The organism is Kitasatospora sp. NPDC058170 (assembly GCF_042883905.1).
Classification (GTDB): Bacteria; Actinomycetota; Actinomycetes; order Streptomycetales; family Streptomycetaceae; genus Kitasatospora.
The window spans coordinates 455,677-482,223 of record NZ_JBHVUV010000001.1 but is presented as its reverse complement, the minus strand read 5'-3'; the positions used below and the strand labels follow the sequence as shown (position 1 = coordinate 482,223).

Sequence of the window (26,547 nt, the reverse complement as noted above, 5' to 3'; positions counted from 1 at the left end):
CCCCGCGGGCCGGGCCCCCCCGCCCGGGGGCCGGGGTGTGGGCCCGCGGCCCGGCCCCCCGCCCACCTCCACGGCCGCCCGGCGTCACGCCTCGATCGCTGGTCGAGCGCCGCCCGGGAGGTCGGCCGGTCCGCCGCCCTACTCCTCCCCTGCCCGGATCTCCGCGGGCGCCGCACCCGCTCCGGCAGCCCCCGCGGCAGCCGCGGCCCCGGCGGTCGGCCGGGCCGGCGGGATCTCCAGGACGGCGAGGACCGGCAGGTGGTCGGTGGCGGCCCGGAGGTCGGCATCGGTGATGCCGGGGAGGCCGTGCGGGACCCCGCAGGCGAGAACGCGGATGCCGGCGGTGGCGAACACCGCGTCGATCCGCTGGTACGGGTTCTCCGGCACCGAGGTGAACGTCCCGCCCCAGGGCGCGGCGAGGTGGCCGTCCTGCAGCCGGTCGGCCAGCAGTCGCCAGCCGCGGCCGTCCGGGTGCTCGTTGAAGTCACCCGCGATGACGCCGAGTTCGGCGAAGGCGAGCTGGTCGAGGAGTAGCTCGAACTGGGTGTGGCGCTCGTCCGCGTCCAGGCTGAGATGGCAGCTGGTGACACCGAACGGCGCCGAGTCGGCGACCCGGACCAGCGCGCTCGCGAAGCCGCGCGCGTGCAGGCCGCGGGTCTTGGGCAGCAGCCGGTCGTGGACGGCGAGCACCTCCGTGCCGAGACCGCCGAGCAGCAGCGGGCCCGCCGCGATCCGGCCGCCACCGGCCAGGATCACGGTGCTGGTCTGCTGCGCCAGCCAGGCCGCCTGGCCCCCCGGCCGCCAGTAGCGCGGCGACTCCTGGAGGCAGACCAGGTCCGGCCGGCAGGCCCGGATCACCCGGACCAGGGCGTGCCGGTCGTCCCGCAGCGAGCGGATGTTGTAGCTGAGCAGCCGCACCCGGCGGCAGCCGTCCGGCCCCGGACCGGACGGTGGCAGTGCTTCCTCGACGGCCATGGCCCTCCCCTTTCGTCCGGTGACGACCGTACGACAGCGGGAGGACCGGGCCTCGGCGGCGCGGCCGGTTCAGGCCGCAGGGGTGGCGCGACCCGGGCCGGACGGTCCAGGCCAGGCGGTCTAGGCCAGGCGGTCCGGGTCAGAAGAAGGTCCGGGTCAGACGGTCCGGGCCAGGTCGGCCGCGCCGGCGATCCCGGCGGCCGAGCCCATCGAGGCGAGCACGACCTCCGCACGCGGACGGTGCACGCCACCGGTCAGGTAGTGCTCGAAGGCCTTGGCGACCGGGTCGAGCAGCAGCCGCCCGGAGTCGGAGACGCCCCCGCCGAGCACGAAGACGCTCGGGTCGAAGAGCGCGGCGAGGTCGGCCATGCCCCGGCCCAGCCAGTCGGCGAGCTCGGCGTAGCACTCCAGGGCGAGCGGGTCGCCCTCCTCGGCGGCCTCGGTGATGTGGATGCCGCGGATCGTCTCGGCGACGCCGTCGTTCAGCTCCAGCATCCGCTGGCCGCGGACCGTGTCGGCGGCGGCCTTCTCCCGGCCGTAGCGGCGCAGCGCCCGGCCGGAGCCGTACTGCTCCCAGCAGCCCCTGCCGCCACAGCCGCAGACCAGGCCGTCCGGGACCATGTTGAGGTGGCCGATCTCCCCGGCCACGCCGAAGCGGCCGCGGTGCAGCCGTCCGTCCAGGACGATCCCGCCGCCGATGCCGGTGCCGACGGTGATCAGCACCATGTCGTCGTGGGAGGCGGCGGCGCCGAAGCGGAACTCGGCCCAGGCGGCGCAGTTGGCGTCGTTCTCCACCACGGTGTCCAGACCGGTGAGCTCCTCGATGCGCCCGCGCAGCGGCTCGTCCTCCCAGTCGATGTTGGGGGCGAAGATCACCGTCGAGCGGTCGCGGTCCACGAATCCGGGGGCGCCGACGCCGGCCGCCACCACATCGGGGTACTGCTCCCTGAGCTCGCGCACGGCCTGCGCGATGGCGTCGACCGCCCATTGCGGGTCGGCCGGGGTGGGCACCCTCGTCCGGGCGAGGATCTCGCCCGCCTCGTTGACCACGCCTGCCGCGATCTTGGTCCCGCCGACGTCGACGCCGATGGTCAGAGCCATGTGTCCCTCAGCTATTCACTCGTTCCCGCTGGACGGAACGGTACCGCCCAACCACGCCCCCGTACACACCGTCGCATACATTATCCGAAGACAATTCGAGGAAAGCCCGGCCGGAACGCTTCAAAAGTCGTACATTAACCACCCCTCCGTCACGCGAAGTGACAACGACCCCATCAGCCCGTGGCGGTGTTTTCACTCCTTGTCGGACGCCCCGTCAGGCGTGTCGAGGTCGATCCGCTCGCTGCGCGCGCCCTCGCCGGCGGTCCAGCGCCGCTCGTGGCCGGTGACGGCGGCGCGGTAGGCGGCCACCAGCTCGCTCCCGGCGGCGGCCAGTCCACTGCCCGCGGCGGCCAGGTGGCCGTAGACGTCGGGCTGCTGCTCGCGCAGGCGGTCCGCGAGGCCGGCCAGCGAGATCAGGGTGTCGGCGCTCGCCTCCTGGGCCTTCTGCCCGACGACGGTGGCGAACCGGCGGACCTCGTCCACCAGCGGGCCCAGCTCCGGCCCGAACGGGTGCTCGGCGGCCTGCTCGGTGCGGTCGTCGGCAGTGGTCATCGGGGGCGCCTCCTCAGCTGTGGCCGCACCCGCGGCCACCGGCCCCGACGCTACCGGACCGGTGGCGACCCCCCGGGAGCCTCGGTCCCGCGGCTCTCAGGGCCCTTCACGCCCCGGCCCCCGAACCTACGCGAGCCCCCGAGCCCCCGAGCCCCGTGCTCCCCGTACTCCGCTCAGCCCCGCGGCCAGAGCGCCGGATCGGGCGCGAAGCGCACCGCCAGCACCCCGTCGTGCAGCCCCGCCCCCGCGACGGTGCAGCGGCGCAGCGCCGAGGGCAGCACCAGGACCCGCCGGTGGGCACCGAGGCCGACCACCAGCTCGTCGCCGCGCCGGACCAGGTCGAGGTCGGCCCGCTCCGCGCCGGGCAGCGGCAGGTGCCAGACCAGCAGGCCGTCCTCGGCGAGCCGGTCCTCGACGGCCCACGGCTCGGCCGTGAGCGGCTCCGGGCCGGCCCCCGCGCCGTACAGGCGCTCGGCGACGGCCTCCAGGGTGATCTCGGCCAGGCCGGTGACCAGGACGGGGACGTCGCTCGCGGCGGTGAGCGCGGCGAGCTCCTCCTGCCGGCGGTGCGCCAGTGCGGCCAGCCACCCGTCCGGCGATGCGACGGCGGCGGCCGGCAGCGCGCCGTGCACCACGACGGCGTCCGGCCGGTGCCCGTGCAGCGCGAGCCCGGCGCGGACCCGGTGCAGCTCCCCGTACGGGTGGGCGTCGGCGCCGACCACCAGCCGGACCGAGGTGCCGGGCGCGGTGATCGCGGCCCGGGCCTCGGCGAGCACCCGGCCCGCCGTGCCGCGGGCCTCGTACAGCCAGTCGGCGGGCATCGGGACCCCGGCGAGGCCGGCCAGCAGCGGGCGCAGTGCGCGGGCGGCCTGGCGCTGCTCGGGGACGAGCCTGGCGAGGTAGCGCTCCAGCTGCTCGGGCAGCGCGAGCGTGGCGATCAGGTCGGCGGGCGCCGGGGCGAGGACGACCAGGACGTCCGCGGCGGCGGCGGGCAGGGCGCGCAGCAGGGCCAGCCGTGCGGTGCCGGGGAGTGCGGTGAGCTCCTCCGGGTCGAGCGGTTCGGCGCCGAGCAGGTCCAGGGCGGGCTTCAGGCGGCCGCCGATCTCGCCGAGGGCGTGCCGGAAGGCGGCCTGCTCGTCGATCCGGGCGACGGTGAGCCCGGGCGCGTACCCGGCCGGTTCGGCCTCCACCCGGGTGCCGAGGACGGCGTCCAGGGTGCGGTGCGGGTCGTCGGCGGCCAGCAGCAGTGTTCGGTGGCCCTGCCGGGCGGCGTGCAGGGCGGTGGCGGCGGCCACCGTGGGCGCTGCCGCGTCGCCGCTGATCAGGATGGTGCGCTGTGCCGTCATGCCCGACCCGTCCCCGTTTCTCGGTGTCAGCCCTCGACGCGCTTCTTCAGCCCGGCCAGCGCGCGGTCGATGATGACCTTCTCCGCCTTGCGCTTGATCATCCCGAGCATCGGGATCTTGACGTCGACGGCGAGCTGGTAGGTGACCTCGGTGCCGCCCTTGCCGAGCGGGGCGAGGGTGTAGGAGCCGTCCAGCGAGCGCAGCATCTGGCTGCGGACCAGCGTCCAGCCCACCTCGCGGTCGCCGTCCCAGGTGTAGGCGAGGACGTGCTCGTCGCGGATGGCGCCGGCGTCGAGCAGCAGGCGCACCTGGGCGGCGCGGCCGTTCTCGGCGGTCTCCAGTACCTCGATCTCCTTGACCTCGCCGGTCCAGGCCGGGTAGGCGGCGAAGTCGGCGATCACGGCCATCACCTCGGCCGGGGTCGCGTCGATGGTGATGCTCGACCTGGTGTGCTCCGCCATGGAATGGCCCTCCGCGTCGTCCCTTGCCTGCTGGTCCGGCCGAGCCTGCTCGGCCGGGTGCGCCCGGAGCAGGCTATCGCGCCCGGCGATCCTCTCCGTTCCACGGGCTGCCGGGCGGGTCCACGCACCGTCAGGCGGCCGGGCGGGGCGGGGCAGGGCGGGCTACCGGCCGGTCACCCCGGGGCTGCCGTAAGGTGCCATTCGAACGACCCGGTCACTGCCTGGTCGGAACCGGCTGGTCGGCCCGGTCGAGGTGTGACACTTCGAACACCGGAGCCGACCCCCCTGGTCGAATCTGCCTACCGGGCAGTAACGTCCTGCCGTCCCGCAGCGTCGCGAACGAGGAGCAGTCTTGCTCGACTTCAGCCTTCCGGCCCTCTACCAGGTACCGAGCGGCGGTAACCTCTCCGACCTCGTGCACCAGAACGCCGAGCGGCACCCCGACGTCGTCGTGGTCAGCCGCAAGGTGGACGGCCAGTGGCAGGAGTTGACCGCCGCCCAGTTCCTGGTCGAGGTGCACGCCGCCGCGAAGGGCCTGATCGCCGCGGGCATCGAGCCCGGCGACCGGGTGGGCATCATGTCCCGCACCCGCTACGAGTGGACGCTGCTGGACTTCGCGATCTGGTCGGCCGGCGCGATCACCGTGCCGGTGTACGAGACCTCCTCCCCCGAGCAGGTCGAGTGGATCCTCGGCGACTCCGGCGCGGTCGCGCTGTTCACCGAGACCGAGCAGCACGACAGGACCCTCGCCGGGGTCCGGGACCGGCTGCCGGAGCTGAAGCACACCTGGCAGATCGAGCACGGCGCCCTGGCCGCCCTCGCCGAGGCGGGCCAGAAGGTCACCGACGCCACCGTCACCGAGCGGCGCTCGGTCGCGACGGCCGACTCGATCGCCACCATCGTCTACACCTCGGGCACCACCGGCCGCCCCAAGGGCTGTCAGCTCACCCACCGCAACTTCCTGGCCGAGTGCGGCAACGTGGTGGAGCGCCTCGCCCCGCTGTTCCGCACCGGTGAGAGCTCCGTCCTGCTCTTCCTGCCGCTGGCCCACGTGCTCGGCCGGATCGTCGAGATCGCTCCGGCGATGGCCCCGATCAAGCTCGGCCACGTCTCGGACATCAAGGACGTCACCGCCGAACTGGCGTCCTTCCGCCCGACCCTCATCCTGGGCGTGCCCAGAGTGTTCGAGAAGGTCTTCAACACCGCCCGTGCCAAGGCCCAGGCCGACGGCAAGGGCAAGATCTTCGACAAGGCGGCCGACACGGCCATCGCGTACAGCCGGGCGCTGGACGCCGGCGGCGCCGGGCTCGTCCTGCGGCTCAAGCACGCGGTCTTCGACAAGCTGGTCTACAGCAAGCTGCGCGCCGCGCTCGGCGGCCGGGCCACCCACGCCATCTCCGGCGGCGCCCCGCTGGGCGAGCGGCTCGGCCACTTCTACCGGGGCATCGGCTTCACCGTGCTGGAGGGCTACGGCCTGACCGAGACCTGCGCGGCCACCGCCTTCAACCCGCACGACAAGCCGAAGATCGGTACCGTCGGCCAGCCGCTCCCCGGCTCCGCCGTCCGGATCGCCGAGGACGGCGAGGTGCTGTTCAAGGGCCCGCAGGTGTTCACCGGCTACTGGAACAACCCCGAGGCCACCGCCGAGACCCTGAAGGACGGCTGGATCTCCACCGGCGACATCGGCTCGCTGGACTCCGAGGGCTACCTGACCATCACCGGCCGGAAGAAGGAGATCATCGTCACTGCGGGCGGCAAGAACGTCGCCCCGGCGGTGATCGAGGACCGGATCCGGGCGCACGCGCTGGTCGGCGAGGTGATGGTGGTCGGCGACCGCAAACCCTTCATCGGCTGCCTGGTCACCGTCGACGAGGACTTCTTCCCCAAGTGGAAGGAGCTGAACGGCAAGCCGGCCACCGCCACGCTCGCCGAGCTGCGCGAGGACCCGGACCTGCTGGCCGCCATCCAGGCCGCCGTGGACGACGGCAACGCGGCCGTCTCGCACGCCGAGGCGGTCAAGAAGTTCCGGCTGCTGGACACCGTGTTCTCCGAGGAGAGCGGGCACCTCACGCCCTCGCTCAAGCTCAAGCGCAACCTCGTGCTGAAGGACTTCGCCGCCGACGTCGAGGCGATCTACCAGCGCTGACCGCGCGCACCGCACGCCCGTGCGGAACGGCCCGCCCCCGGCTACCCGGGGACGGGCCGTTCCACGTCCAGGGCCGCCTCACGCCCGGGCCCGCCCCACGCCCGGGCCCGCCTCACGTCCGGGGGCCGTTCCTCCGCGGGCCGTTCCCCACGGGCCGTCCCGGGCCGGGTCAACCGCGGGGCGCCGCCGTCACCCCGCCAGCAGCGAGGTCAGCCGTCCGGCCAGCAGGTCCCAGCGCCAGGAGCGGTCCACCCAGCGCCGCCCGGCCTCGCCCATCCGCCGGCGCAGCCCCTCGTCGTCCAGCAGCCGGACGATCCGCTCGGCCGCCGCCTCGGGCGAGCCGCCCGGCACCACGTACCCGGTCTCGCCCTCCAGCACCGCGTCCGGCGCACCGCCGGAGTCCCCCGCCACCACCGGCAGGCCCGTCGCGGAGGCCTCCAGGTAGACGATGCCCAGGCCCTCCACGTCCAGCCCGCCCCGCCTGGTCCGGCAGGGCATCGCGAAGACGTCCCCGGCCCCGTAGTGCGCGGGCAGCTCCGACCACGGCACCGCACCGGTGAAGCGCACCGAGCCGCGCACCCCCCGGGCGTCCGCGAGCTTCTCCAGGTCCGCCTGGTACGGGCCGCCGCCGACGATCAGCAGGACGGCGTCCGGCACGTCCGCGAGGATCTGCGGCATCGCCTCGATCAGGGTGTCCTGGCCCTTGCGCGGGACGAGCCGGGAGACGCAGACCACCACCGGGCGGTCCGCCAGGCCGAGCCGGCGGCGCAGCTCGGCGCCGCCGGAGTCGGGGTGGAAGGTCTTCTCGTCCACGCCCGGCGGCAGCTGGACCATCCGCCCGGCCGCCTCCGGCCCGACCGCGGCGGCGATCCGGGAGCGGGTGTACTCGCCGAGGTAGGTGAGGGTGTCGGTGCCCGCGCCGATCCGGCCCAGCAGCTGCCGGGCGACCGGCAGCTGCGCCCAGGCGGCCTCGTGCCCGTGGGTCATGCCGAGCAGCCGGCCGGCCCCGGCCCGGCGCAGCGCGGGCGCCATCAGCCCCAGCGGGGCGGCGGCGCCGAACCAGACCGAGTCGCACTTCTCGGCCTTCAGGATCTCGGCCGCCCGCCGGGTGACCCGCGGTGTGGGAACCATCACCTTCGTCCGGTCCCGGATCACCGGGAACGGCTGCTCCGCGTCGAACCGGGCCACCTCGGTACCGTCGCGCCAGGTCGAGGCGTACACCACGATGCTCCCGGCAGGCTGACGAATCGCCATGTTGTGGACGAAGGCCTGGATACCGCCGGGCCTCGGCGGGAAGTCGTTGGTGACGATCAAGGTTTTGTGCATCAGGCCACGGCTCGCTCGGTCGGGGGGTGCTCGGTGTACCGCTGGGTGATCCGTACGATAGGTCAACACCATGACCCGCCGGGAACGGATCCGCGCACGGCAACCGTTTCACCCCCGGGTCTGTCCTAGTACCTAGGCAGCCGGTGGGGCCCGGCCGAAAATGGCGCCGCGCCCGACACCGACGGCCCGGGCGTCCGTCGTACGACGCCTCCGGTGGGACGTCCGAGACGAACGAGGGAGCGCAGTGGAGTTGGCCCCGGCCACCGAGTCCGGTACTTCCAGCGGCGCCGACGGCACCGGCACGGCCCTGGCCGTCCGCCAGGAGCCCCCGCAGACCCCTGCCCGCCCCGCCGGGCGGGCCGGGGCGCTGTGCGCGCTCGGCGCGAGCTGGCTCGGCTCCCGGGCGCTGCTGCTGCTGCTGGTCACCGGGGTGCTGAAGATCGGCGGCGGGGACGTCACCGCCGACGTCTCGGTGATCTACCACGGCTGGTACGGGGTCCTGCAGACCGGCACCTTCCCGCTGGACGACGTGACCTGGCAGTACCCGCCGGGCGCCGCGCTGATCATCCTGCTGCCGGGCCTGCTGCCCTGGTCGTACATCGTGTCGTTCTGGGTGCTCTGCGGGGTCGCCGACGCGGTCGCGATGGCGCTGCTGGTGCGGACCGGGCTGCGCCGGGGGCGGGCGCTGACCGGCGCCTGGGTCTGGGTGGCCGGCGTGCCGCTGCTCGGCCCGATGATCTACAACCGGTACGACATCATCGTCACCGCGATCGCGGTGGCCGGCCTGATCGCGCTGGTCCGCCGCCCCGCGGTGGGCGGGCTGCTGCTGGGCGTGGGCGGGATCATCAAGATCTGGCCGCTGCTCGGCCTGATCGGCACGCCCTCCGGTCGGCGCACCCGCCGCTCCTGGACGTCCGCCGCGGCCACCGCCGCCTCGATCGGCTTCCTGCTGGCGGCCGGCATGAACGGCGCCTTCGAGTTCCTGACGTTCCAGAAGGACCGCGGCATCGAGGTGGAGTCGCTCGGCGCGCTGCCGCTGCACTTCGCCCGGATGGCCGGGGCCTGGGACGGCAAGGTGATGATGAACTACGGCTCGGTCGAGATGCTCGGGCCGTGGGTCAACGTGATCACCAAGGTGATGATGGCCGGCACCCTGCTGGGCTTCGGCTGGCTGCTGCTGTGGCGGTTCACCGCCAAGCGCCGCAACGCCGCCACCATGTACGACGCCGGCCTCACCGCGCTGCTGATCTTCACCGTGACCAGCCGGGTGATCAGCCCGCAGTACCTGGTCTGGCTGGTCGGCGTAGCGGCGGTCTGCCTGACCGTGCGCGGCACCAGCCAGCGCCCGGTGGCGGTGCTGGTCCTGATCTCGACCCCACTGACCACGGCCGAGTTCCCGCTGATGTTCAGCCAGGTGTACAACAGCCAGGCCGGCGGCGTGACGGTCCTGGGACTGCGCAACGGGCTGCTGCTGGCCGCGACCGTGCTCTCCTGCATCCGGCTCTGGCGCTCCACCCGGGGCTCGGCCCAGCTGCCGCCGACCATCGTGCTGGCCCGCCCCGAGCCGGCCTCCGTCGGCGGCTACCCGGTGCGGCCCGGCATCGCGTACGAGCAGGACCTGCTGGACGGCATGGACCGGCCGGCCATGCCGACCGCCAAGACCGCGCCGACCGCCAAGACCGCGCCACCGCCCCAGCGCCGGGGCTAGGGAGTCTTTGCAAAGTCCCGGCCTGGTCCGACGCGGCTTTGCAAACACCCCCTGGGTCATCGGAGAGCCGGTCGAAGGCGGCTCGAAGGCCGCTCGACGGGTAGGTGTCAGACCGGGCCGAGCAGTCGGGCCGTCTCGGCGATCCAGAGCCTGGTGAAGGCGTCCAGTCCGAGGCCCAGCTCGGCCCCGAGCACCCGGTCCAGCAGCCGCTCCCGCTCCAGCGTCCCGTCCGCCGCGCCGACCGCCCGGTAGAGGCCGACCAGCCGCTCGGGCCCGTGGCGCCGGGCGATCAGGTCGCAGGCCAGCCAGGACAGCTCGTACGCCTGGGCGATGCCGCCGGCGCCGGCCGTGAAGTCCCGGTCGGCGGGGAGCGCGGTGGGCAGCCTCCCGGCCGCGATGTCGCGGGCCAGCTCGGGCGCGATCTGCCGCGCGGTGCGCCCGGAGCCCTGGTAGCCCGTCCAGTCGGCGACGCCCTCGGAGAGCCAGAGCGGTGTCCAGGCCCGGGTGTCGGCCCGGGTCGCGACGTGCACCGCCTCGTGGGTGACCACCACCTGCCGGCCGAAGGCGCTGAGCCGCCCGTACGCCTCCGGGTTGACCAGGATGCGGTCCGCCGGGGTGTTCCAGGGCGCGCCGGGGGCGGCCGTGGTGACGGCGGCCATCCCGGCCCAGTCGCCCGCACCCGCCTCCAGCAGCCGGGCGAACTGCTCCTCGGTGGCGGGCAGTTCCAGCAGCAGCCGACCCGCCCAGCCGGTGCCCCAGAGCGCCTCGACGGCCGGGACGGCCAGGTCGGCGAGGGCCGCCAGCTCCGCCGGGTCCGGGCCGTCGGCCAGAGCGAGCACCAGGCCGTGCGCGCCCCGGGCGGCCCGGACGGTGCCGAGGTCCCAGATCGGCGGGGCGCCGCCCGCGCTCTCCTCCCGCTCGACCCGCCAGCCGTCCGCGGCCCGGATCAGCGCGAGCCGGCGCGGGTACACCAGCGGGTGGTCGTCGTAGCCGTCGATCCGGACCGCCAGCTCGGCGGAGACGGAGAGCCTGCCCAGCTCACCGGCCGGGCCGGGCACCAGGTTCCGGTAGACGGCCTCGGCCGCCGGCACGCCCGCGGGCAGCGTGCGCCCGGCCAGCAGCGCGGCCACCTCGGCGCGGTCGTCAGCGGCCGAGCGGACCGGGGCGGAGGCGGCCGGGACGGCCCGCGGCAACGACAGCTGGGCCAGCCCGCCCACCGCGAGCAGCAGCGCGCCGCGCCGGGAGAGCCCGCGGCGGCGCGCGGCGGAACCGACGACGCCCCCGGCACCCTCCGCGCCGTCGGCCCGGGTCGGATCGGTACGGCTCAGAGCCGGACCACCCCCGCGACGGGCATCGCGTTGACGCTCTCGTAGCGGACCTTGGCTCCCGGGTAGGGGGCGTGCACGATCACCCCGCCGCCGGCGTACATGCCGACGTGGTGCATGTCCCGGTAGAAGATCACCAGGTCTCCCGGTCGCGCGTCGGAGATGCTGACCCGCTGGCCGGCGAACGCCTGGGCCTGCGAGGTGCGCGGCAGGGTCACTCCGGCCTGCCGCCAGCTCCAGTACATCAGACCGGAGCAGTCGAAGGCGCGGGGGCCGGTGGATCCGTACAGATAGGGCGAACCGATCGTCCGCACGGCCGCCGCCAGCGCGGCGGCGCCCCGCTCGGAGGCGGGCGGCACGGTGCCGAGGTCGAGCCGGTCGGTCCCCCGGGTGGCGCGCTGCTCCGCCTCCCGGGCGTCCTGCGCCGCCATCCTGGCCCGCTCGGTGGCCCCCAGGCTGTTGAGCAGCCGCTGCGCCTTGGCCAGCCGCTGCTGGATCTGCTGCTTGCTCTCGGCGAGGGTGCGCCGGGTCTGCTCCAGCTCGGCCAGCTTGGCGGTGGTCTCGGTGCGCCGCTGGTCCAGCCTGCGCTGACGGGCCACCACCTCGTGCAGCGTCTCGTTCTGCCGCTCGGCGGCCTGGTCCAGGGTGCGGGCCTTGGTGAGGTAGCCCTCGGGGTTCGTGGAGAGCATCAGCTGGACGGTCTGCGCCATGCCGCCGCCCCGGTACTCGGCGCCGGCGACGGTGGCGAGGTCGCCGCGCAGCTGGTTGAGCTCGTCCTGGGCGACGGCGATCTGCTGCTGGAGCGCGCCGGTCTCGCCCTGCAGCCGCTGCTGGACGTCCTGGGCCGCGTTGACCTTCTCGGAGGCCTGCTCGGCCTCCTCGTACAGCTGCTCGACCTGGGCCTTGACGTCCTTGCGGCTCGACGGCCCGTCCGGCGACCCCGGGGCGGCCTGGGCGCTGCCGCCGGCCGTCACGCCCAGCGCGGTGGTGGCCGCCGCGGTGAGCACCAGCGCACGGGCGAGGACGTGTACACCTGACAGTTGGGGACGGCGGTGCACGGCCATGCGGTGGCGGTTCCAATCCTGCGGTCCGGCCCCGCCGCCACCCCCGGAACGGGCGGCTCGGGAAGCGGGAGTCCGGTGGCAGACGTTAGCGAGTCGCGGCGATCGAGTCCAAACCCCTCCCAACCCGAATATTTGACCCTCAATCGGACATCAGCTCGACCCGTCGGAAAAGCCGCAGGCCCGGCCTCCCGCGAGGGGAGACCGGGCCTGTCGGAGCCGATCGGGGATCAGAGGCGCACGATGACGGAGACCGGCATGTTGGAGGCCGCCTCGTAGCGGACCGAGGCACCCGGCTTGGGGGCGTGGATGACCTGGCCGCCGCCCACGTAGATGCCCACGTGGTGGTTGTCGCCGTAGAAGATCACCAGGTCGCCCGGCTGGGCGTCGGCGATGTTCGAGCCGATCCGGGTACCGGCACCGGCCTGCGCCTGCGAGGTGCGCGGCAGCGACACGCCGGCCTGGGCGTACGCCCAGCCGGTGAGGCCCGAGCAGTCGAAGGAGCTCGGACCGGTGGCGCCGTAGACGTACGGCGCGCCGAGCTTGCTCTCGGCGGCGGCGATCGCGGCGGCGGCGCGCGAGCTGTTGGCCGCGGGCGCGGCGGGCTTGGCCGGCGCGGCGGGCTTGGCCACCGGGGAGGACCCCTCGGACGGCGCGCTGATGTCGCTGCGGGGGGCGCTGTCGCGGGAGGCCCGCTCGGCGTCGGCCTTCGCCTTGGCCTCGGCCCTGGCGGCGTCCGCCTTGGCCTTCGCCTCGGCGGCGGCCTTGGCCTCGGCCTGGCGCAGCGCCTCGCGCTCCTGCTCGGTCAGCGTGTTGAGCAGGTCCTGGGCCTTGGCCAGCTTCGCCTGGACGTCCTCCTTGGACGCCTTCAGCTGCTGGGTGGTGGCCTCGAGCTCGCCGAGCTTGCCCTGGGCCTCGTTGCGGTCCTGGTCGAGCCTGCGCTGCTGCTCCTGCAGGTCCTTCAGCGCACCGGACTGGGTGCTGCTGGCCTGGGTCATCGCCCCGGCCTGGGTCAGGAAGTTGTCCGGGCTGGACGAGAGCATCAGCTGGACGGTCGGCGATATGCCGCCGTTGCGGTACTGCTCGCCGGCGAGCTCGGCGAGGCCGCCCTGGGCCTCGGTCACCGTGGCCTGCTGACGCGCCACCCTGTCCTGGAGCTCGCCGACCTGCTTCTGCAGCTCCTGCTGCTTGGCCTGCGCGCCGTTGTACTTCTCGGTGGCGACCTCGGCCTGCTCGTTGAGCTGGTCGACCTGCTCCTTGACCTGGTCCTTGGTCGGCGTCGGGTCGGCGTGGGCGCCGGACTGCGCGGAGAGGGCGACGGCCGCAGCGGCGGCGGCGGTCAGGATCGAGACGCGGGCGCGGCCGGCGGGCTTGGGACGACGATGGGACGCCACGAAGGCGGACTCCTTCTTCCTACATCCGCCTACCGGGTGAGCTGACGGGTTCGGGCTGGAAGCGCGCCCTACGACGCCTCACCGACCGTTCCACCGGTCGACCTGGCGCCGATTCACCCCGGAGGAACGTGTGGTTCCCCGGCTCCGGTCCACAGCGCCCCCGACTACTGGGCTCCCCGTCGGGCAGGAGACCTGCCCCGCTGCTTCACGAACTCGGCGGTAACCCCCGCCGCCACCCTGGCTGGGCGATCGACTGTGCGGTGGTTCGAATCCCGACCCTAGTGACAGAACCGTGATCCGTTCAAATCCTTGTCAGAAAAAAGACAGAACAAGTCCCAAGTTCATTTGTGAATATGACCGGGTGTGATCGCCGCCGTACGCGGAGCTGATCGATTCTCACCATGCGGCCGACAACCCCCGCCGATGGCGTGTCCCACATCACAGGGGCTCAAGCCAGGGGCGGGGCGTGCGGCGGGCGTGTCGATGCGTCAGCAAATGTCCGGATTGGAGGCATTGAGGCACATTGAGGCGGATTGGCCCCGCGGCGCCCGAGGGACCGTCAGACCCGGCGGATGGCGTTGATCTTCATCGCGTCGGCCTTCATCACCTTGACCACGTCACCGGTGTGCGGCGCGTGCACCACCATGCCGTTGCCGATGTACATCCCGACGTGGCTGCGGTCGTCGCGGTAGATGATGAGGTCGCCCGGCTGAGCCTCGGCCAGCGAGGGCACCCGGGAGCCGTAGTTGGCCTGCGCCTGCGAGGTGCGCGGCAGCGAGACGCCGGCCTTGCCGTACGCCCAGACCATCAGGCCGGAGCAGTCGAAGGTGTTCGGGCCGACGTCGCCCCAGCCGTACGGCGAACCCTGCTTGCTCATCGCGTTGGAGACGGCCGCCCCGGCGAACCCGGAGGCCTGCGGCAGGCTGCCGAGGTCGGCCCGGGCCGCGTCGCGCGAGGCCCGGTCGGTCTGCTGCTGGGCGGTCTTGAGGGCGGCCCGGTCCGCGGCGCTGAGCGAGTTCAGCAGCGCCTGGGCGTCCCGGAGCTTCTGGTTGACGTCCGCCTTGGCCTGGTTCAGTTCCTTGGTGGTGTTGTCCAGGGAGGCGAGGACGGCCGCGGCCTCGGTCTTCTGCTGGTCCAGACGGCGCTGCTGGTCCTGCAGCCCCTTGAGCGCCTCGGCCTGGCTGGAGCTGGCCTGCTGCACGCTGGAGGCCTTGTCCAGGTAGCCGGACGGGTCGGAGGAGAGCATCAGCTGCACGGACGGGTCGATGCCCCCGGTGCGGTACTGCGCGCCCGCCACCTCGGCCAGCCCGGCCTGAAGCTGGGTCATCTGGTCCTGACCCCGGGCCACCTGGTCCTGGAGCTGGTCCGCCTGCTTGCGCAGCTGGTCCGTCCGCTCCTTGGCGCCGTTGTACTTCTCCGCCGCCTGCTCCTGCTCCTCGTTCAGCTGGTCGATCTGCGCCTTCACGTCCTCTTTCTTGGACGGGTTGGGCGCAGCGTGGGCGCTGACCTGGGCGGAGAGGGCGACCGCGGTCGCTGCGGCGGCGGTGAGCACGGAGATCCGCGCGCGGCTCGCCTGCTTGGGACGGCGGTGGGAGGCCAAGGGGACTGCTCCTTCTTCCATCGGCCTCACCCGATTGAGTGAGAATCCGGAAAATAGGTTTGACGCCAGACCCTAGTGAAGATCACGGCATTGCGCCACTCCCCCGATGGCGTGAACCCCCGTCCACCGCCATGACTTCACGAGATCGCCACACCTTCGCAAACCGGCGGCTGACCAGGCGTCACTCCGTTTCCCCCCGGTGGCGGAGGGCTCAGGGACGGGCCAGCCGGTTCAGCAGCAGCACCGAGGCCACGGGGCGCGCGCCCGCCTTCCGCACGCCCTCCGCGACCTCCCGGTCGGTGGAGACCACCACCACCGGACGGCCCTGCGGCTCGGCCCTGACCAGGCGGCGGATCAGCTCGTCCGCCGTCTCCCCGGTCCGGCTGAACCGCACCCGCACCCCGCGCGGCGGCGCCATGATCACCGGGACGTCCAGGTCCTGGCCGTCGAACACACAGGTGACCTCCGCCTGGGTGCGCTGGGCCAGCATGGCCAGCCCGCCCAGCAGCCGGATCCGCTGCTGCTCCAGCGGCAGCGCCGGGTAGCCGGTCTTGGTCACGTTGTAGCCGTCCACCACCAGGTGGACCTGCGGGATCGCCAGCAGCTGGTCCAGCAGCGCCGGGTCGTCCTCCGCCAGCCCCCGCCGGGCCACGTCGTGCGGCGAGGCCGAACCCGGCACCACCGCCTCCACCAGGTCCGCCGGACGGATCTGCGAGACCGGCAGCGCCAGCTCCCGCTGCAGGCCCTGGGCCGACTGCAGCACGGTGTCCAGCAGCAGCCGCAGCCTCATGTCCTCGACGCTGCGCCCCTCGCGGGCCGAGCGGCGGCCCTGCTCGGCGGCGGTCTCCAGCTCGGAGATCCGGTGCCGCAGCCGCCGGGCCTCGCTCTCGCCGGCGCCGCGCTCGGCCGCCGCCTGCACCTTCAGCGCCTCCAGCTCGGCGGCCACCCGGCGGGTCTCGGCCTGTGCCCGGCGGGTGTCGCTCTCCAGCGAACGCACCTTCTTGCGCAGCGAGTCGGCCTCCTTGCGAACGTCCTCGGACTCGGCCCGCTGCCGGTCCAGGTCGACCCGCGCGGTGGCTCGGACCTCGGCCAGCTCCGCCTGCAGCTTCTCCACCAGCCGGCCCGCCTCGGCGGCCGCGCCCTCGGCGCCGGCCCGCTCGGCCTGCTCGCCGGCCTCGGCGACCAGCCGGCTCCAGCCCGCCGAGCGCACCAGGTAGGCGGCGGCGGCCACGTCCATCGGGTCGGCGGCGCCGGGCACGCTGCCCGACTCCAGCGCCTTGACCAGGTCCGGCTGGCCCAGCCGCAGCCGCTCCGCTATCCGCACCCGGAAGGCGGGCTCGGACTCCAGCGCGGCCGCCAGCGCGGTGGCCGCGTACTTGGCCCGCCGGGCCGGGGTGAACTTGGCGTACTGGCGCAACGACTGCGGGAGCTCCCCGGCGGGCAGCCCGCCGAGCGCGTCGGCGGCCAGGCCGACCACCCGGCGCCGGACGCCCTCGGGCAGCGGCCGGTCGAGCCGCTCGGCGCGTCCTGCCGCCGGCTCGTCGCCACCGGACTCGTCCGCGGCGGCCGCCTCGGCCGAGGCTTGCGCACCGGGCGGGACGGCCTCGACCGCGTCCGGCGCCTGCCCGTCCACAGCGGGCTGCCGCCCCTGCGGCCCGGCGGGCTCCTTCGCTGCGTCCACCACGTCCTCGGCTCCGATCCTCGTCCAGCGGGGTACGGCCCGCTGCCGCCCGCGTCACACTCCGTGCGCTCTGTCTGCATTGTCCCGTGCGGTGGACGGCCGCGCCGCGCACCGCCCACCGCACGGGTCGGGCGTCAGGCCTGCTCGGCGGGGGCCTCCGCGCCCTCGGCACCCGGGCGGGCCACCAGCTCGACCTGGTCGACGGCGTTGCACCAGCGACAGCGCACCGACTCGACGGTCTCGCTGTGCACCTCGGTCTCCTCGACCTTGGAGTCGCCGGCCAGGTCGAAGTGCAGGAACTCGGTCACCCGTGCGGTGCGGGTCACGTCGAAGCGGGTCAGGTTGCCGCACAGGGTGCAGCGCCAGCGCGTCTCGGCGGTCAGGGCGGGGACGGTCATCGGGGGTCCTCTCGGGTGGTCCCTGGATGGGCTCAGGCGCTCCCCCCGAGGCCCCGGCGTCGGCGGCGGGAGGCGGGAATGCCCGCCCCAAGCCTATTGCCTGGGGCAACCGTCCCGACCACCGGTCAGGGCGATCTCCCCGGTGCGGTTCGTCCGGCGCGGCGGCCGGACGGGCCCTACGCCACATGCCGTACCGCGCGGTGCCGCCCGCGCCGGGCGCCGCGATGCTGGACGTCATGGCGATCCCGGTCCTCGACCACACCGGAGCACTGGGCGGGCGCCCGGCCGGACGCCGTCCCGCCGTCACCTACGCCCTGATCGCGCTCAACACCGCGGTCTTCCTGCTCGGTCCGGCCGCCGGACTCAACCCGCTCTACGGCACCGGCCAGACCCGGATCTGCGCCGAGCAGCGGTACGAGCAGCGCTGGGGGGCCGTGCCGGCCGAACTGCTCGCCGGGCGCCCGCTGGACGCCGAGCAGCTGGCCGAGGCCCCCGATCCGGTACCGGGCTGTCCGGCCGCCCCCACCCCGGGCAAGCACCCCGCCCTGTCGGTCCTCAGCGCGCTCTTCCTGCACGCCGGCTGGCTGCACCTGCTGGGCAACCTGCTCTTCCTCCAGGTCTTCGGCGCGACCGTGGAGGAACGGCTGGGCCGGGCCCGCTTCGCCCTCTTCTATCTGGCGGCGGGCTCACTGGCCACCTACGGCTACGCCCTGGCCGAGGCGCACTCCGCCGACTCGACCCGGGTGCTGATCGGCGCCTCCGGGGCGATCGCCGCGGTCCTCGGCGCCTATCTGCGCCTGCACCCGCGCGCCCGGGTGACCACGCTCGTCCCGCTGCTGCTCTTCCTCCCGCTGCGCTTCCCGGCCTGGCTGGTGCTCGGGCTCTGGTTCGCCCTCCAGTGGTGGTCGGTCCATGCGGCCGGCCCCGGCGTCGCCTACCTCGTCCACGTCATCGGCTTCTCCGCCGGCTTCCTGTACGCGTGCACGCTGGTCACCCGCCCCCCGCGACGGTCCGACTGACGCCCGATACGCTGGCGGCACCCCACAAAGGAGCCCGAACAGTGATCACCGCCATCGTCCTGATCAAGACCAGCGTCGACCGCATCCCGGAGATCGCCGAGGCGATCGCGGCCATCGAGGGCGTCAGCGAGGTCTACTCGGTGACCGGCGGCTACGACCTGGTGGCGATGGTGCGGGTACGGCGGCACGACGACCTGGCCGAGGTGATCCCCGGCCGGCTGAACAAGGTCCCGGGGGTGGCCCAGACCGAGACCCAGATCGCCTTCCGCACCTACTCCCAGCACGACCTGGAGGCCGCCTTCGCCCTGGGCCTGGACGAGTAGCTCCGCGCCACCCGCGCCCCGGCCCGGGCGTCCGCGTCCGACCCGGGATCCCGCTCTAGCCGTCCCGACGGCTGTCGGCGACGCAGCGGCCGCCCTCGTTGCGGTAGGTCCAGGCCGCGCCGTCCGTGACCAGCTCGCGGACGGCGGTCAGGAAGCGGTCGATGTGCTCGTCCGGGGTCCCGGCGCCGAAGCTGACCCGGATCGCGTTCAGGCTGCGCTCGCCCGGCAGCGACGGCTCGGGCGCCCCGCACTCGGACGGCGCCACGTCCTCGTCCCCGAGCAGGGTCCGCACCAGCGGGTGCGCGCAGAACAGGCCGTCGCGCACCCCGATGCCGTACTCGGCGGAGAGCGCCGCCGAGAAGTGCGAGCTGTTCCAGCCCTGGACGACGAAGGAGAGCACGCCCACCCGGGCCGAGTCCGCGCCGAACAGGTTCAGCACCTTGACCTGCGGGACGTCCGCCAGGCCCGCCTTGAGCCGGTCGATCAGCTGCTGCTCGCGGGCCTCCAGCGCGTCGAAGCCGGCCTCGGTGAGCGCCCGGCAGGCGGAGGCGATGGAGTAGACGCCGATCACGTTCGGCGAGCCGGCCTCGTGCCGGGCCGGGCCGGTGTGCCACTGCACGGCCACCGAGCCGTCCACCTCCCGGGCCACCGTGCGGGTGGCGCCGCCGCCGGCCAGGTACGGCTCGGCCGCGTCCAGCCAGTCGGCGCGGCCGGCCAGCACCCCGGCACCGAACGGCGCGTACAGCTTGTGGCCGGAGAAGGCGATCCAGTCCACGCCGAGCTCGCGCACCGAGACCCGGTGGTGCGGGGCCAGCTGCGCGGCGTCCAGCACCACCCGGGCGCCGTGCCGGTGCGCGACCCGGGTCAGCTCGGCGACCGGCCACAGCTCCCCGGTGACGTTCGAGGCGCCGGTGACGCAGAGCAGCTTGGGGCCCTCGGGCGCCTCGGCCAGCGCGGCGTCGAACGCGGCGACCGCCTCGGCGTGCGAGCGGGGGGCGCGCAGGTAGACGACCTCCAGACCGGCGTGCCGCCACGGCAGCAGCGAGGCGTGGTGCTCGGTCTCGAAGGCGAACACCCGGGTGCCGGCCGGGACGGCGCCCGCCAGCAGGTTCAGCGAGTCGGTGGTGGCCCGGGTGAAGACCACCTGGTCGCCCTCGCGCAGGTCCAGGAACTCGGTGACGGTGCGGCGGCTCTGCTCGAACAGGTCGGTGGAGAGCTGCGAGAGGTACCCGGCGCCGCGGTGCACGCTGCCGTAGTAGGGGGCGTAGGCGGCGACGTCGTCCCAGACCCGCTGCAGTGCCGGGGAGCTGGCGGCGTAGTCCAGGGCCGCGTAGGTGACCTTCTCACCGCTGGCCAGCGGGACCTCGACATCCTGGCCGAGGACGGCGAGCGGGGCGCAGATTTCGGTGGCGACGGACATGAGGATGCACTCCTTCGGGGTCTAGGACCCCGGGAGTGCGTAGGCCGGGTGTCCGCGCTTGCCACGCGGACGGATTGCCACGTGACCCGGTCCTCACCCAGGGCACCCCGCCACGGAAGGAGGGTTGCCGGACAGCAAGCTGGGGCTTGTCGCTGTCACTCATGACCTGGCACGACTCTAGGTCGCGTCCACCCGACGGTCAAACAGGGGTCCGCCATTCGGACAAGCCGAAGGGCCCGTGCCGACCGTTCGGCACGGGCCCCAACTGCTGTGTCACACCCGGCTGGTGGCCTCCGACCAGCGCTTCAGCACATCCTGCGCGGCGCCCGAGTCCACGGCCGCGGCGGTCCGCTCCAGGCCGACCGCCAGCTGCTCGGCGAGCGGCGCGTCGGTCAGGTCCAGCGCCACCAGCGCCGCCGCGGCGTTCAGCAGGACGGCGTCCCGGACGGGCCCGCGCTCCCCGGCCAGCAGCCGGCGCGCCACCTCCGCGTTGTACCCGGCGTCCGCGCCGCGCAGCGCCTCGATGCCGACCAGCTCGATGCCGACGTCCCGCGGGTCGAAGACGGTCTCGGTGACGGCGCCGTCGCGGACGATCCAGACCCGCGAGGTGGTGGTGATGGTCAACTCGTCGAGGCCGTCGTCACCCCGGAACACCAGTGCGCTGGCGCCGCGCCGGGCCAGCACCCCGGCGATCAGCCCGGCCAGCCTCGTGTCGAAGCAGCCGATCGCGTGCGCGGTCACCTTGGCCGGGTTGGTCAGCGGGCCGAGGGTGTTGAACGCGGTGGGCACCCCGAGGCCGCTGCGGGCCGGGGCGGTGTGCCGCATCGCCGGGTGGAACTTCGCCGCGAAGCAGAAGGTCAGCCCGACCTCCTCGGCGACCTCGGCGACCCGCCGGGCGGAGAGGTCCAGGTTGATGCCCAGCTTCTCCAGCACGTCCGAGGAGCCGCTCGCCGAGGAGGCCGCCCGGTTGCCGTGCTTGACCACCTTGGCGCCGGCCGCCGCCGCGACGATCGCGGCCATGGTGGAGATGTTGACCGTCTTCGCCCGGTCGCCGCCGGTGCCGACGATGTCCACCGCCGGGCCGGGGATGGACAGCGGCTCGGCGTGCGCGTACATCGAGTCCACCAGGCCGACGATCTCGTCGACCGTCTCGCCCTTGGCCCGCAGCGCCACCATGAAGCCCGCCATCTGGACCGGGGAGGCCTCGCCGCTCATGATCCGGTCCATCGCCCAGGCCGTGTCGGCCCGGTTCAGGTCCTCACCGCGCAGCAGCGCCGACAGGATGTCCGGCCAGGTGCGGACCACCTGCACGGGGTCGTTGCCGCCGTTCGCAGGGTTCACGTTCACCATGGCCGACTCCAGCTCTTCTCGGTTCCCCGGGGGGTGTCCCCGGGACTGGAGTCAGCCTATCGAGCGGCGGGGTGCCCCCGGCCCGCCCTGGCCCTTCTTCTCTACTAATGAGACAGCGCTCAGCGAGCGGCCGGGGCGCGCTTCTCCAACCGGGCCCGGAGCAGGGTCGCCGCGGCCTCGGCCAGCGCCATCGGGTCCACCGGGTGGGAGATCGCCGCGTCCGCCCGGCTCCAGGCGGCGAGCCAGGAGTCCTGCGGCCGTCCGATCAGCACCAGCACCGGCGGGCAGCCGTAGATCTCGTCCTTCAGCTGCCGCCCGAGCCCGAGCCCGCCGGCCGGGACGGCCTCGCCGTCCAGGACGCAGAGGTCCACTCCGCCCTTCTCCAGCGCGCGCAGCACCGCGGGGGTGGTCGCGCACTCCAGGTAGGACAGCTCCGGAAGATCCGACGCGGGCCGCCGGCCGAGCGCCGTCAGCACCTGCTCACGGGTGTTGCGGTCATCGCTGTAGACGAGGACGGTGAGCGTCTCGTCGGTCGTGTACGCCATGGACCCTGCTCCCTCAAGTGTGATCCGGACCACGTTCGCCTGATCCGGATGCTACTCCCGTTCCCCCGCCGCCGAGGCCGTCCCGCGCGATCCTTCTCAAGCCGCCGCGCCCACGACTCACCCGAGCGGAGGACGCCCCGTCACCCCGACCCGCGCACTCCACCCGTACGGCCGATATCCGGCCCCTCCCATAGCCCCGGCGGGCCCTGGAGGGGTGCAGCGACACGCAGGGCATCGGGGTCGTAGGGCCCTCCGAGGAACCGTCAGAAAAGGGACACGCCGCTGCTCAGCCACTATCCGGACGCCCCGTCGGCCTCCAGGGGGGCATACCGCACGCACCGGACACTCCGAGGGACACCCCCCGGCGTGAAGACGGAATAAGGGACCGACATAATGTCCGTCGTGGCGACAGCAACAGCAGTAGAAACCGGGCACGCGCACGGATCGGTCAACCGGCCGAACATGGTCAGCGTCGGAACGATCGTCTGGCTCAGTTCCGAGTTGATGTTCTTCGCGGCCCTCTTCGCGATGTACTTCACGCTCCGCTCCGTCAAGGGAGCCGAGTTCTGGAGCGAGAAGGCGCACGCCCTCAACGTGCCCTTCTCCTCGGTCAACACCACGATCCTGGTGCTCTCCTCACTGACCTGCCAGCTCGGCGTGTTCGCCGCCGAGCGCGGGGACGTGAAGAAGCTCCGTTCGTGGTTCGTCATCACTTTCGTGATGGGCGCGATCTTCATCGGCGGCCAGGTCTTCGAGTACACCGAGCTGGTCAAGAAGGACGGCCTCTCGCTGTCCTCCGACCCGTACGGCACGGTGTTCTACCTGACCACCGGCTTCCACGGTCTGCACGTGACGGGTGGTCTGATCGCCTTCCTGCTGGTCCTGGGACGGACGTACGCAGCCAAGCGCTTCACGCACGAGCAGGCCACCGCCGCGATCGTGGTGTCGTACTACTGGCACTTCGTCGACGTCGTGTGGATCGGCCTCTTCGCGACCATCTACCTGATCAAGTAACCAGCTGATCAGGTCGCTGGCCACCGGCCCCGGGTCCCGCCCTCACCGGCGACGGCCCGATTTGCCGGTGGCGACGCTCCCACCGACCGACCGCGCGCGCAGCCCTAGAACAGGCAGCCTCGTGCCGGCCAGACCGGCCGCCGGGTGCACCCACCAGTCGACCAGATCCTGACACCGGGGTTATTCCGTGAAAAAGCTCTCCGCACGACGGCGCCACCCATTGGCGGCGCTGGTCGTCCTACTTCTCGCCCTGGCGGCAACCGGGGGGCTGTACGCCGCGTTCGCGCCCGCCGACAAGGCGCAGGCCGACGTCGCCGCGCAGTCGCTCGCGATCGATGAGGGCAAGAAGCTCTTCGCCGTGGGCTGCTCCTCCTGCCACGGCCTGAACGGCCAGGGCAGCAGCGACGGTCCGAGCCTGGTCGGCGTCGGCTCTGCCGCGGTCGACTTCCAGGTCGCGACGGGCCGCATGCCGGCCCAGCAGCCCGGCGCCCAGGTGCCGGCCAAGAAGAACATCTACTCGCAGGCCGCGATCGACCAGATGGCCGCCTTCGTGGCCTCCCTCGGCCCCGGCCCGGTGACGCCGAACAAGGAGCAGTACACCTCGACCAACCCCGAGGACATCTCCAAGGGTGGCGAGCTGTTCCGCACCAACTGCGCCCAGTGCCACAACTTCGCCGGCCAGGGCGGTGCCCTGACCCAGGGCAAGTACGCCCCGTCGCTGGAGGGCGTGGACGCGAAGCACATCTACGAGGCCATGCAGACCGGCCCGCAGAACATGCCGTCGTTCCCGGACACCACCATGCCCGAGGAGCAGAAGAAGCAGATCGTGGCCTTCGTCCGCCACACCACCAACGATGAGCCGAACCCCAGTGGTCTCACGCTCGGCAGCCTCGGTCCCGTGACCGAGGGCCTGTTCGGCTGGATCTTCGGTCTCGGCGCGCTCATCGCGGTCGCGATCTGGGTCGCCGCCCACACCACCAAGGCCAAGAAGTCATGAGCCAGGACATGTCAGAAGAGAACCTTCCGGAGTCGCACGGCTCCGCCGGGCACCACGAGGTGGCCGCCCAGGGCGATCCGTTCGCCGACCCGGGCCTGCCGGCCCACGAACCGCGTCGCACCGACATCGACGAGCGGGCCGCCAAGCGCGCGGAGCGCCAGGTCTCGCTGATGTTCGTGGTCTCGATGCTCGCCACCGTGGGCTTCATCGCCTCCTACGTGGCCATCGACCCGGACAAGATCGTCTATGTCTGGCCGCTGGGCAACATCAGCGCGCTGAACTTCGCGCTGGGCATGACCCTCGGTGTCGCGCTGTTCTGCATCGGCGCGGGTGCGGTCCACTGGGCCCGCACGCTGATGTCGGACCACGAGATCCCGGCCGAGCGCCACCCGATCGAGGCCGACGACGAGGTCCGCGCGGACGTCATCGAGCAGTTCAGGACCGGCGCCGCCGAGTCCGGCTTCGGCCGCCGCAAGATGATCCGCAACACCCTCATCGGCTCGATGGCCCTGGTGCCGCTCTCCGGTGTGGTGCTGCTGCGCGACCTCGGGCCGCTGCCCGAGGACAAGCTGGAGCACACCGGTTGGGCGGAGGCCACCCCGGCCGAGCCGCTGGCGCTCATCAACATGAACACCAACCTGCCGATGAAGGCCGAGGACATCACCGTCGGCTCGCTGACCTTCGCCATGCCGCAGGGTCTGCACACCCACGACGAGGACTTCCAGCAGCAGATCGCCAAGGACGCCCTGATGCTGGTCCGGATCTCGCCGAACGACATCAAGGACGACAAGTCCCGGGAGCTGGGCTTCGAGGGCATCCTCGCCTACTCCAAGATCTGCACCCACGTCGGCTGCCCGATCAGCCTCTACGAGCAGCAGACGCACCACGCGCTCTGCCCCTGCCACCAGTCGACCTTCGACCTGGCGGACGGCGCGCGCGTCATCTTCGGCCCGGCCGGCCACCCGCTGCCGCAGCTGAAGATCACCACTGACGAGAAGGGCTTCCTGGTCGCCACCGGCGACTTCGACGAGCCCGTCGGCCCGAGCTACTGGGAGCGTGCTCGATGAGTAGCGCGAGCAGCACCACCTCCGGTGCCGCGAAGCCGACCGGCAGCACGCGTGCCAAGCCCGCCAACAAGTGGGAGCAGGCTGCTGACTGGACGGACGGCCGGCTGGGGATCTACTCCCTCGCCAAGGCCAACCTGCGGAAGATCTTCCCGGACCACTGGTCCTTCATGCTGGGCGAGATCTGCCTCTACACCTTCGTCATCATCATCCTGACGGGCGTCTACCTGACGCTCTTCTTCAAGCCCAGCATGGGCGAGATCATCTACGACGGCTCGTACGTCCCGCTCAAGGGCATCCCGATGTCCGAGGCGTACGCGTCGACGGTGGACATCAGCTTCGAGATCCGCGGCGGCCTGCTGGTCCGCCAGATCCACCACTGGGCCGCGCTGGTCTTCGTGGCCGCGATGCTCGTGCACATGCTGCGCGTGTTCTTCACGGGCGCGTTCCGCAAGCCGCGTGAGATCAACTGGGTCTTCGGCTTCCTGCTGCTGGTCCTGGGCATGTTCGACGGCTTCTTCGGCTACTCGCTGCCCGACGACCTGCTGTCCGGCACCGGTATCCGGTTCATGGAGGGCGCCGTCCTGGCGACCCCCCTGATCGGCACCTACGTCCAGATGTTCCTGTTCGGCGGCGAGTTCCCCGGCCACGACATCGTGCCGCGGTTCTTCACCATCCACGTGCTGCTGATCCCGGGCATCATGCTGGGCCTGCTGACGGCCCACCTGATCCTGGTCTTCTACCACAAGCACACCCAGTGGGCGGGCCCGGGCAAGACCGAGAAGAACGTCGTCGGCATGCCGCTGATGCCGGTCTACATGGCCAAGGCCGGTGGCTTCTTCTTCCTGGTCTTCGGCGTCATCGCCGCCATCTCGGCGGTCGCCTCGATCAACCCGATCTGGGCGTACGGCCCGTACCGCCCCGACCAGGTGTCCACGGACGCCCAGCCGGACTGGTACATGGGCTTCTCCGAAGGCCTGATCCGCATCATGCCGGGCTGGGAGATCAGCCTGTGGGGCCACACCCTGAACATGGGTGTGTTCATCCCGCTGATGGTGGTCTTCCCGCTGGTGCTGGTCTCCATCGCCGCCTACCCCTTCATCGAGGGCTGGATCACCGGCGACAAGCGCGAGCACCACATCCTGGACCGCCCGCGCAACGCCCCGGTCCGCACCGGGCTCGGCGCGGCCTGGATCAGCCTGTACCTGGTGCTGCTGGTCGCCGGCGGCAACGACCTGTTCGCCACGCACCTGCACCTGTCGCTCAACGACGTCACCTACGCCGTCCGGGTCGGCTTCTTCGTGATCCCGGTGCTCACCTTCATCATCACCAAGCGCTGGTGCCTCGGCCTCCAGCGCCGGGACAAGGAGAAGGTGCTGCACGGCCGCGAGACGGGCGTCATCAAGCGCCTGCCGCACGGCGAGTTCGTCGAGGTGCACGCGCAGCTGCCGCAGAGCGACCTGCACACGCTCACCTCGCACGAGCAGCCGGAGCCGTTCGAGCTCCCGGCCGAGACGGACGAGAACGGCGTGGCCCTCAAGGCCGGCATCCTCACCCGTACCCGGGCGAAGCTCTCCCGCGGCTACTTCGGCGAGGGCAGCCAGATCTCCAAGCCCACCGCCGAGGAGCACCACGAGATCACCAGCGGCCACGGCCACCACTGATCCCGTACGCACCCCCCGCGTCACCCCCGAGGGCCGCCGACCAGAGTTCTTCTGGTCGGCGGCCCTCGGGCTTTCCC

General features: G+C 72.9%; 23 protein-coding genes and 2 riboswitches. Of the genes, 8 read left to right on the top strand and 15 right to left on the bottom strand.

Annotation, left to right across the window (positions count from 1 at the left end; all coding sequences use genetic code 11):
* Positions 1 to 138: 138 nt before the first annotated feature.
* The 5 genes from ACFVVX_RS02195 to ACFVVX_RS02175 form a co-directional block, all read right to left on the bottom strand.
* On the bottom strand, positions 139 to 975 hold the full coding sequence (locus ACFVVX_RS02195; protein WP_387940391.1) for an endonuclease/exonuclease/phosphatase family protein: 837 nt from the start codon (positions 973 to 975) through the stop codon (positions 139 to 141).
* 156 nt (positions 976 to 1,131) lie between these two features.
* Positions 1,132 to 2,076, bottom strand: a complete 945-nt coding sequence (locus ACFVVX_RS02190) for an ROK family glucokinase (protein ID WP_387940389.1) — start codon at positions 2,074 to 2,076, stop codon at positions 1,132 to 1,134.
* Between the two features lie 192 nt (positions 2,077 to 2,268).
* Positions 2,269 to 2,628 carry a DUF5304 family protein gene (locus ACFVVX_RS02185; RefSeq protein ID WP_387940387.1) on the bottom strand — a complete coding sequence of 120 codons (360 nt, stop codon included), beginning with the start codon at positions 2,626 to 2,628 and terminating at the stop codon, positions 2,269 to 2,271.
* Positions 2,629 to 2,801: 173 nt separating this feature from the next.
* Positions 2,802 to 3,974, bottom strand: coding sequence for an ArsA family ATPase (locus ACFVVX_RS02180; protein WP_387940385.1), 1,173 nt, complete (start codon positions 3,972 to 3,974; stop codon positions 2,802 to 2,804).
* A 26-nt stretch (positions 3,975 to 4,000) separates the two neighbouring features.
* Positions 4,001 to 4,435, bottom strand: coding sequence for an SRPBCC family protein (locus ACFVVX_RS02175; protein WP_387940383.1), 435 nt, complete (start codon positions 4,433 to 4,435; stop codon positions 4,001 to 4,003).
* Between the two features lie 352 nt (positions 4,436 to 4,787).
* Here ACFVVX_RS02175 and ACFVVX_RS02170 point away from each other — a divergent pair, with 352 nt between their 5' ends.
* Positions 4,788 to 6,581 carry an AMP-dependent synthetase/ligase gene (locus tag ACFVVX_RS02170; RefSeq protein ID WP_387940381.1) on the top strand — a complete coding sequence of 598 codons (1,794 nt, stop codon included), beginning with the start codon at positions 4,788 to 4,790 and terminating at the stop codon, positions 6,579 to 6,581.
* A gap of 189 nt (positions 6,582 to 6,770) precedes the next feature.
* On the opposite strand, the gene ACFVVX_RS02165 is transcribed toward ACFVVX_RS02170, so the two are convergent.
* Positions 6,771 to 7,907 (bottom strand): glycosyltransferase family 4 protein, encoded by a 1,137-nt coding sequence (locus ACFVVX_RS02165; RefSeq protein WP_387940379.1) that lies wholly within the window; start codon positions 7,905 to 7,907, stop codon positions 6,771 to 6,773.
* A gap of 244 nt (positions 7,908 to 8,151) precedes the next feature.
* Between ACFVVX_RS02165 and ACFVVX_RS02160 the strand changes: the two genes are divergently transcribed.
* Positions 8,152 to 9,615 (top strand): glycosyltransferase 87 family protein, encoded by a 1,464-nt coding sequence (locus tag ACFVVX_RS02160; protein WP_387940377.1) that lies wholly within the window; start codon positions 8,152 to 8,154, stop codon positions 9,613 to 9,615.
* Positions 9,616 to 9,722: 107 nt separating this feature from the next.
* Here ACFVVX_RS02160 and ACFVVX_RS02155 read toward each other — a convergent pair whose 3' ends face one another.
* The 6 genes from ACFVVX_RS02155 to ACFVVX_RS02130 all read right to left on the bottom strand — a co-directional run bounded on the left by ACFVVX_RS02155 (position 9,723) and on the right by ACFVVX_RS02130 (position 17,074).
* Positions 9,723 to 10,832: a hypothetical protein gene (locus ACFVVX_RS02155; protein WP_387940375.1), complete on the bottom strand. Its 1,110-nt coding sequence runs from the start codon at positions 10,830 to 10,832 to the stop codon at positions 9,723 to 9,725.
* Between the two features lie 107 nt (positions 10,833 to 10,939).
* Positions 10,940 to 12,004, bottom strand: coding sequence for an NlpC/P60 family protein (locus tag ACFVVX_RS02150; protein WP_387940373.1), 1,065 nt, complete (start codon positions 12,002 to 12,004; stop codon positions 10,940 to 10,942).
* 227 nt (positions 12,005 to 12,231) lie between these two features.
* Positions 12,232 to 13,395 carry an NlpC/P60 family protein gene (locus ACFVVX_RS02145; protein WP_387940371.1) on the bottom strand — a complete coding sequence of 388 codons (1,164 nt, stop codon included), beginning with the start codon at positions 13,393 to 13,395 and terminating at the stop codon, positions 12,232 to 12,234.
* 10 nt (positions 13,396 to 13,405) lie between these two features.
* Positions 13,406 to 13,562, bottom strand: a riboswitch (cyclic di-AMP (ydaO/yuaA leader).
* A gap of 392 nt (positions 13,563 to 13,954) precedes the next feature.
* A complete protein-coding gene (locus ACFVVX_RS02140) occupies positions 13,955 to 14,995 on the bottom strand; it encodes an NlpC/P60 family protein (protein ID WP_387940369.1) in 1,041 nt (346 codons plus the stop codon).
* A 211-nt stretch (positions 14,996 to 15,206) separates the two neighbouring features.
* Positions 15,207 to 16,679: an NYN domain-containing protein gene (locus ACFVVX_RS02135; protein WP_387940367.1), complete on the bottom strand. Its 1,473-nt coding sequence runs from the start codon at positions 16,677 to 16,679 to the stop codon at positions 15,207 to 15,209.
* Positions 16,680 to 16,810: 131 nt separating this feature from the next.
* Positions 16,811 to 17,074: a hypothetical protein gene (locus ACFVVX_RS02130; RefSeq protein ID WP_387940365.1), complete on the bottom strand. Its 264-nt coding sequence runs from the start codon at positions 17,072 to 17,074 to the stop codon at positions 16,811 to 16,813.
* A gap of 236 nt (positions 17,075 to 17,310) precedes the next feature.
* Between ACFVVX_RS02130 and ACFVVX_RS02125 the strand changes: the two genes are divergently transcribed.
* Positions 17,311 to 18,093 (top strand): rhomboid family intramembrane serine protease, encoded by a 783-nt coding sequence (locus ACFVVX_RS02125; protein ID WP_387940647.1) that lies wholly within the window; start codon positions 17,311 to 17,313, stop codon positions 18,091 to 18,093.
* 41 nt (positions 18,094 to 18,134) lie between these two features.
* Positions 18,135 to 18,416: an Lrp/AsnC ligand binding domain-containing protein gene (locus tag ACFVVX_RS02120; protein ID WP_387940363.1), complete on the top strand. Its 282-nt coding sequence runs from the start codon at positions 18,135 to 18,137 to the stop codon at positions 18,414 to 18,416.
* A gap of 55 nt (positions 18,417 to 18,471) precedes the next feature.
* Here the strand turns inward: ACFVVX_RS02120 and ACFVVX_RS02115 are convergent, their stop codons facing one another.
* From ACFVVX_RS02115 to ACFVVX_RS02105, 3 genes are all read right to left on the bottom strand, one after another.
* Positions 18,472 to 19,836, bottom strand: a complete 1,365-nt coding sequence (locus tag ACFVVX_RS02115; protein ID WP_387940361.1) for an aminotransferase class V-fold PLP-dependent enzyme — start codon at positions 19,834 to 19,836, stop codon at positions 18,472 to 18,474.
* A gap of 49 nt (positions 19,837 to 19,885) precedes the next feature.
* A riboswitch (SAM riboswitch) is annotated at positions 19,886 to 20,003 on the bottom strand.
* Positions 20,004 to 20,109: 106 nt separating this feature from the next.
* Complete coding sequence (gene trpD, locus ACFVVX_RS02110; RefSeq protein ID WP_387940359.1) at positions 20,110 to 21,186, bottom strand: anthranilate phosphoribosyltransferase; 1,077 nt, start codon at positions 21,184 to 21,186, stop codon at positions 20,110 to 20,112.
* A 119-nt stretch (positions 21,187 to 21,305) separates the two neighbouring features.
* Positions 21,306 to 21,731 carry a hypothetical protein gene (locus ACFVVX_RS02105; RefSeq protein WP_387940357.1) on the bottom strand — a complete coding sequence of 142 codons (426 nt, stop codon included), beginning with the start codon at positions 21,729 to 21,731 and terminating at the stop codon, positions 21,306 to 21,308.
* A 393-nt stretch (positions 21,732 to 22,124) separates the two neighbouring features.
* Between ACFVVX_RS02105 and ACFVVX_RS02100 the strand changes: the two genes are divergently transcribed.
* From ACFVVX_RS02100 to ACFVVX_RS02085, 4 genes are all read left to right on the top strand, one after another.
* Complete coding sequence (locus ACFVVX_RS02100; RefSeq protein WP_387940355.1) at positions 22,125 to 22,745, top strand: heme-copper oxidase subunit III; 621 nt, start codon at positions 22,125 to 22,127, stop codon at positions 22,743 to 22,745.
* 187 nt (positions 22,746 to 22,932) lie between these two features.
* Complete coding sequence (locus ACFVVX_RS02095; protein ID WP_387940354.1) at positions 22,933 to 23,742, top strand: c-type cytochrome; 810 nt, start codon at positions 22,933 to 22,935, stop codon at positions 23,740 to 23,742.
* A gap of 8 nt (positions 23,743 to 23,750) precedes the next feature.
* A complete protein-coding gene (locus tag ACFVVX_RS02090) occupies positions 23,751 to 24,809 on the top strand; it encodes a Rieske 2Fe-2S domain-containing protein (protein ID WP_387940352.1) in 1,059 nt (352 codons plus the stop codon).
* Positions 24,806 to 26,470, top strand: a complete 1,665-nt coding sequence (locus tag ACFVVX_RS02085) for a cytochrome bc complex cytochrome b subunit (protein ID WP_387940350.1) — start codon at positions 24,806 to 24,808, stop codon at positions 26,468 to 26,470. Before ACFVVX_RS02090 ends, ACFVVX_RS02085 begins: the two co-directional genes overlap by 4 nt.
* Positions 26,471 to 26,547: the final 77 nt, after the last annotated feature.

What these genes read in the sequence shown, in the direction of transcription:
- ACFVVX_RS02090 (WP_387940352.1), top strand. Translation starts at nt 23,751, where the DNA reads ATGTCAGAAGAGAACCTTCCGGAGTCGCACGGCTCCGCCGGGCACCAC.
- ACFVVX_RS02085 (WP_387940350.1), top strand. Translation starts at nt 24,806, where the DNA reads ATGAGTAGCGCGAGCAGCACCACCTCCGGTGCCGCGAAGCCGACCGGC.
- ACFVVX_RS02175 (WP_387940383.1), bottom strand. Translation starts at nt 4,435, where the DNA reads ATGGCGGAGCACACCAGGTCGAGCATCACCATCGACGCGACCCCGGCC.
- ACFVVX_RS02115 (WP_387940361.1), bottom strand. Translation starts at nt 19,836, where the DNA reads ATGTCCGTCGCCACCGAAATCTGCGCCCCGCTCGCCGTCCTCGGCCAG.
- ACFVVX_RS02130 (WP_387940365.1), bottom strand. Translation starts at nt 17,074, where the DNA reads ATGACCGTCCCCGCCCTGACCGCCGAGACGCGCTGGCGCTGCACCCTG.
- trpD (WP_387940359.1), bottom strand. Translation starts at nt 21,186, where the DNA reads ATGGTGAACGTGAACCCTGCGAACGGCGGCAACGACCCCGTGCAGGTG.
- ACFVVX_RS02150 (WP_387940373.1), bottom strand. Translation starts at nt 12,004, where the DNA reads ATGGCCGTGCACCGCCGTCCCCAACTGTCAGGTGTACACGTCCTCGCC.
- ACFVVX_RS02125 (WP_387940647.1), top strand. Translation starts at nt 17,311, where the DNA reads ATGGCGATCCCGGTCCTCGACCACACCGGAGCACTGGGCGGGCGCCCG.
- ACFVVX_RS02180 (WP_387940385.1), bottom strand. Translation starts at nt 3,974, where the DNA reads ATGACGGCACAGCGCACCATCCTGATCAGCGGCGACGCGGCAGCGCCC.
- ACFVVX_RS02100 (WP_387940355.1), top strand. Translation starts at nt 22,125, where the DNA reads ATGTCCGTCGTGGCGACAGCAACAGCAGTAGAAACCGGGCACGCGCAC.
- ACFVVX_RS02195 (WP_387940391.1), bottom strand. Translation starts at nt 975, where the DNA reads ATGGCCGTCGAGGAAGCACTGCCACCGTCCGGTCCGGGGCCGGACGGC.
- ACFVVX_RS02185 (WP_387940387.1), bottom strand. Translation starts at nt 2,628, where the DNA reads ATGACCACTGCCGACGACCGCACCGAGCAGGCCGCCGAGCACCCGTTC.
- ACFVVX_RS02105 (WP_387940357.1), bottom strand. Translation starts at nt 21,731, where the DNA reads ATGGCGTACACGACCGACGAGACGCTCACCGTCCTCGTCTACAGCGAT.
- ACFVVX_RS02190 (WP_387940389.1), bottom strand. Translation starts at nt 2,076, where the DNA reads ATGGCTCTGACCATCGGCGTCGACGTCGGCGGGACCAAGATCGCGGCA.
- ACFVVX_RS02165 (WP_387940379.1), bottom strand. Translation starts at nt 7,907, where the DNA reads ATGCACAAAACCTTGATCGTCACCAACGACTTCCCGCCGAGGCCCGGC.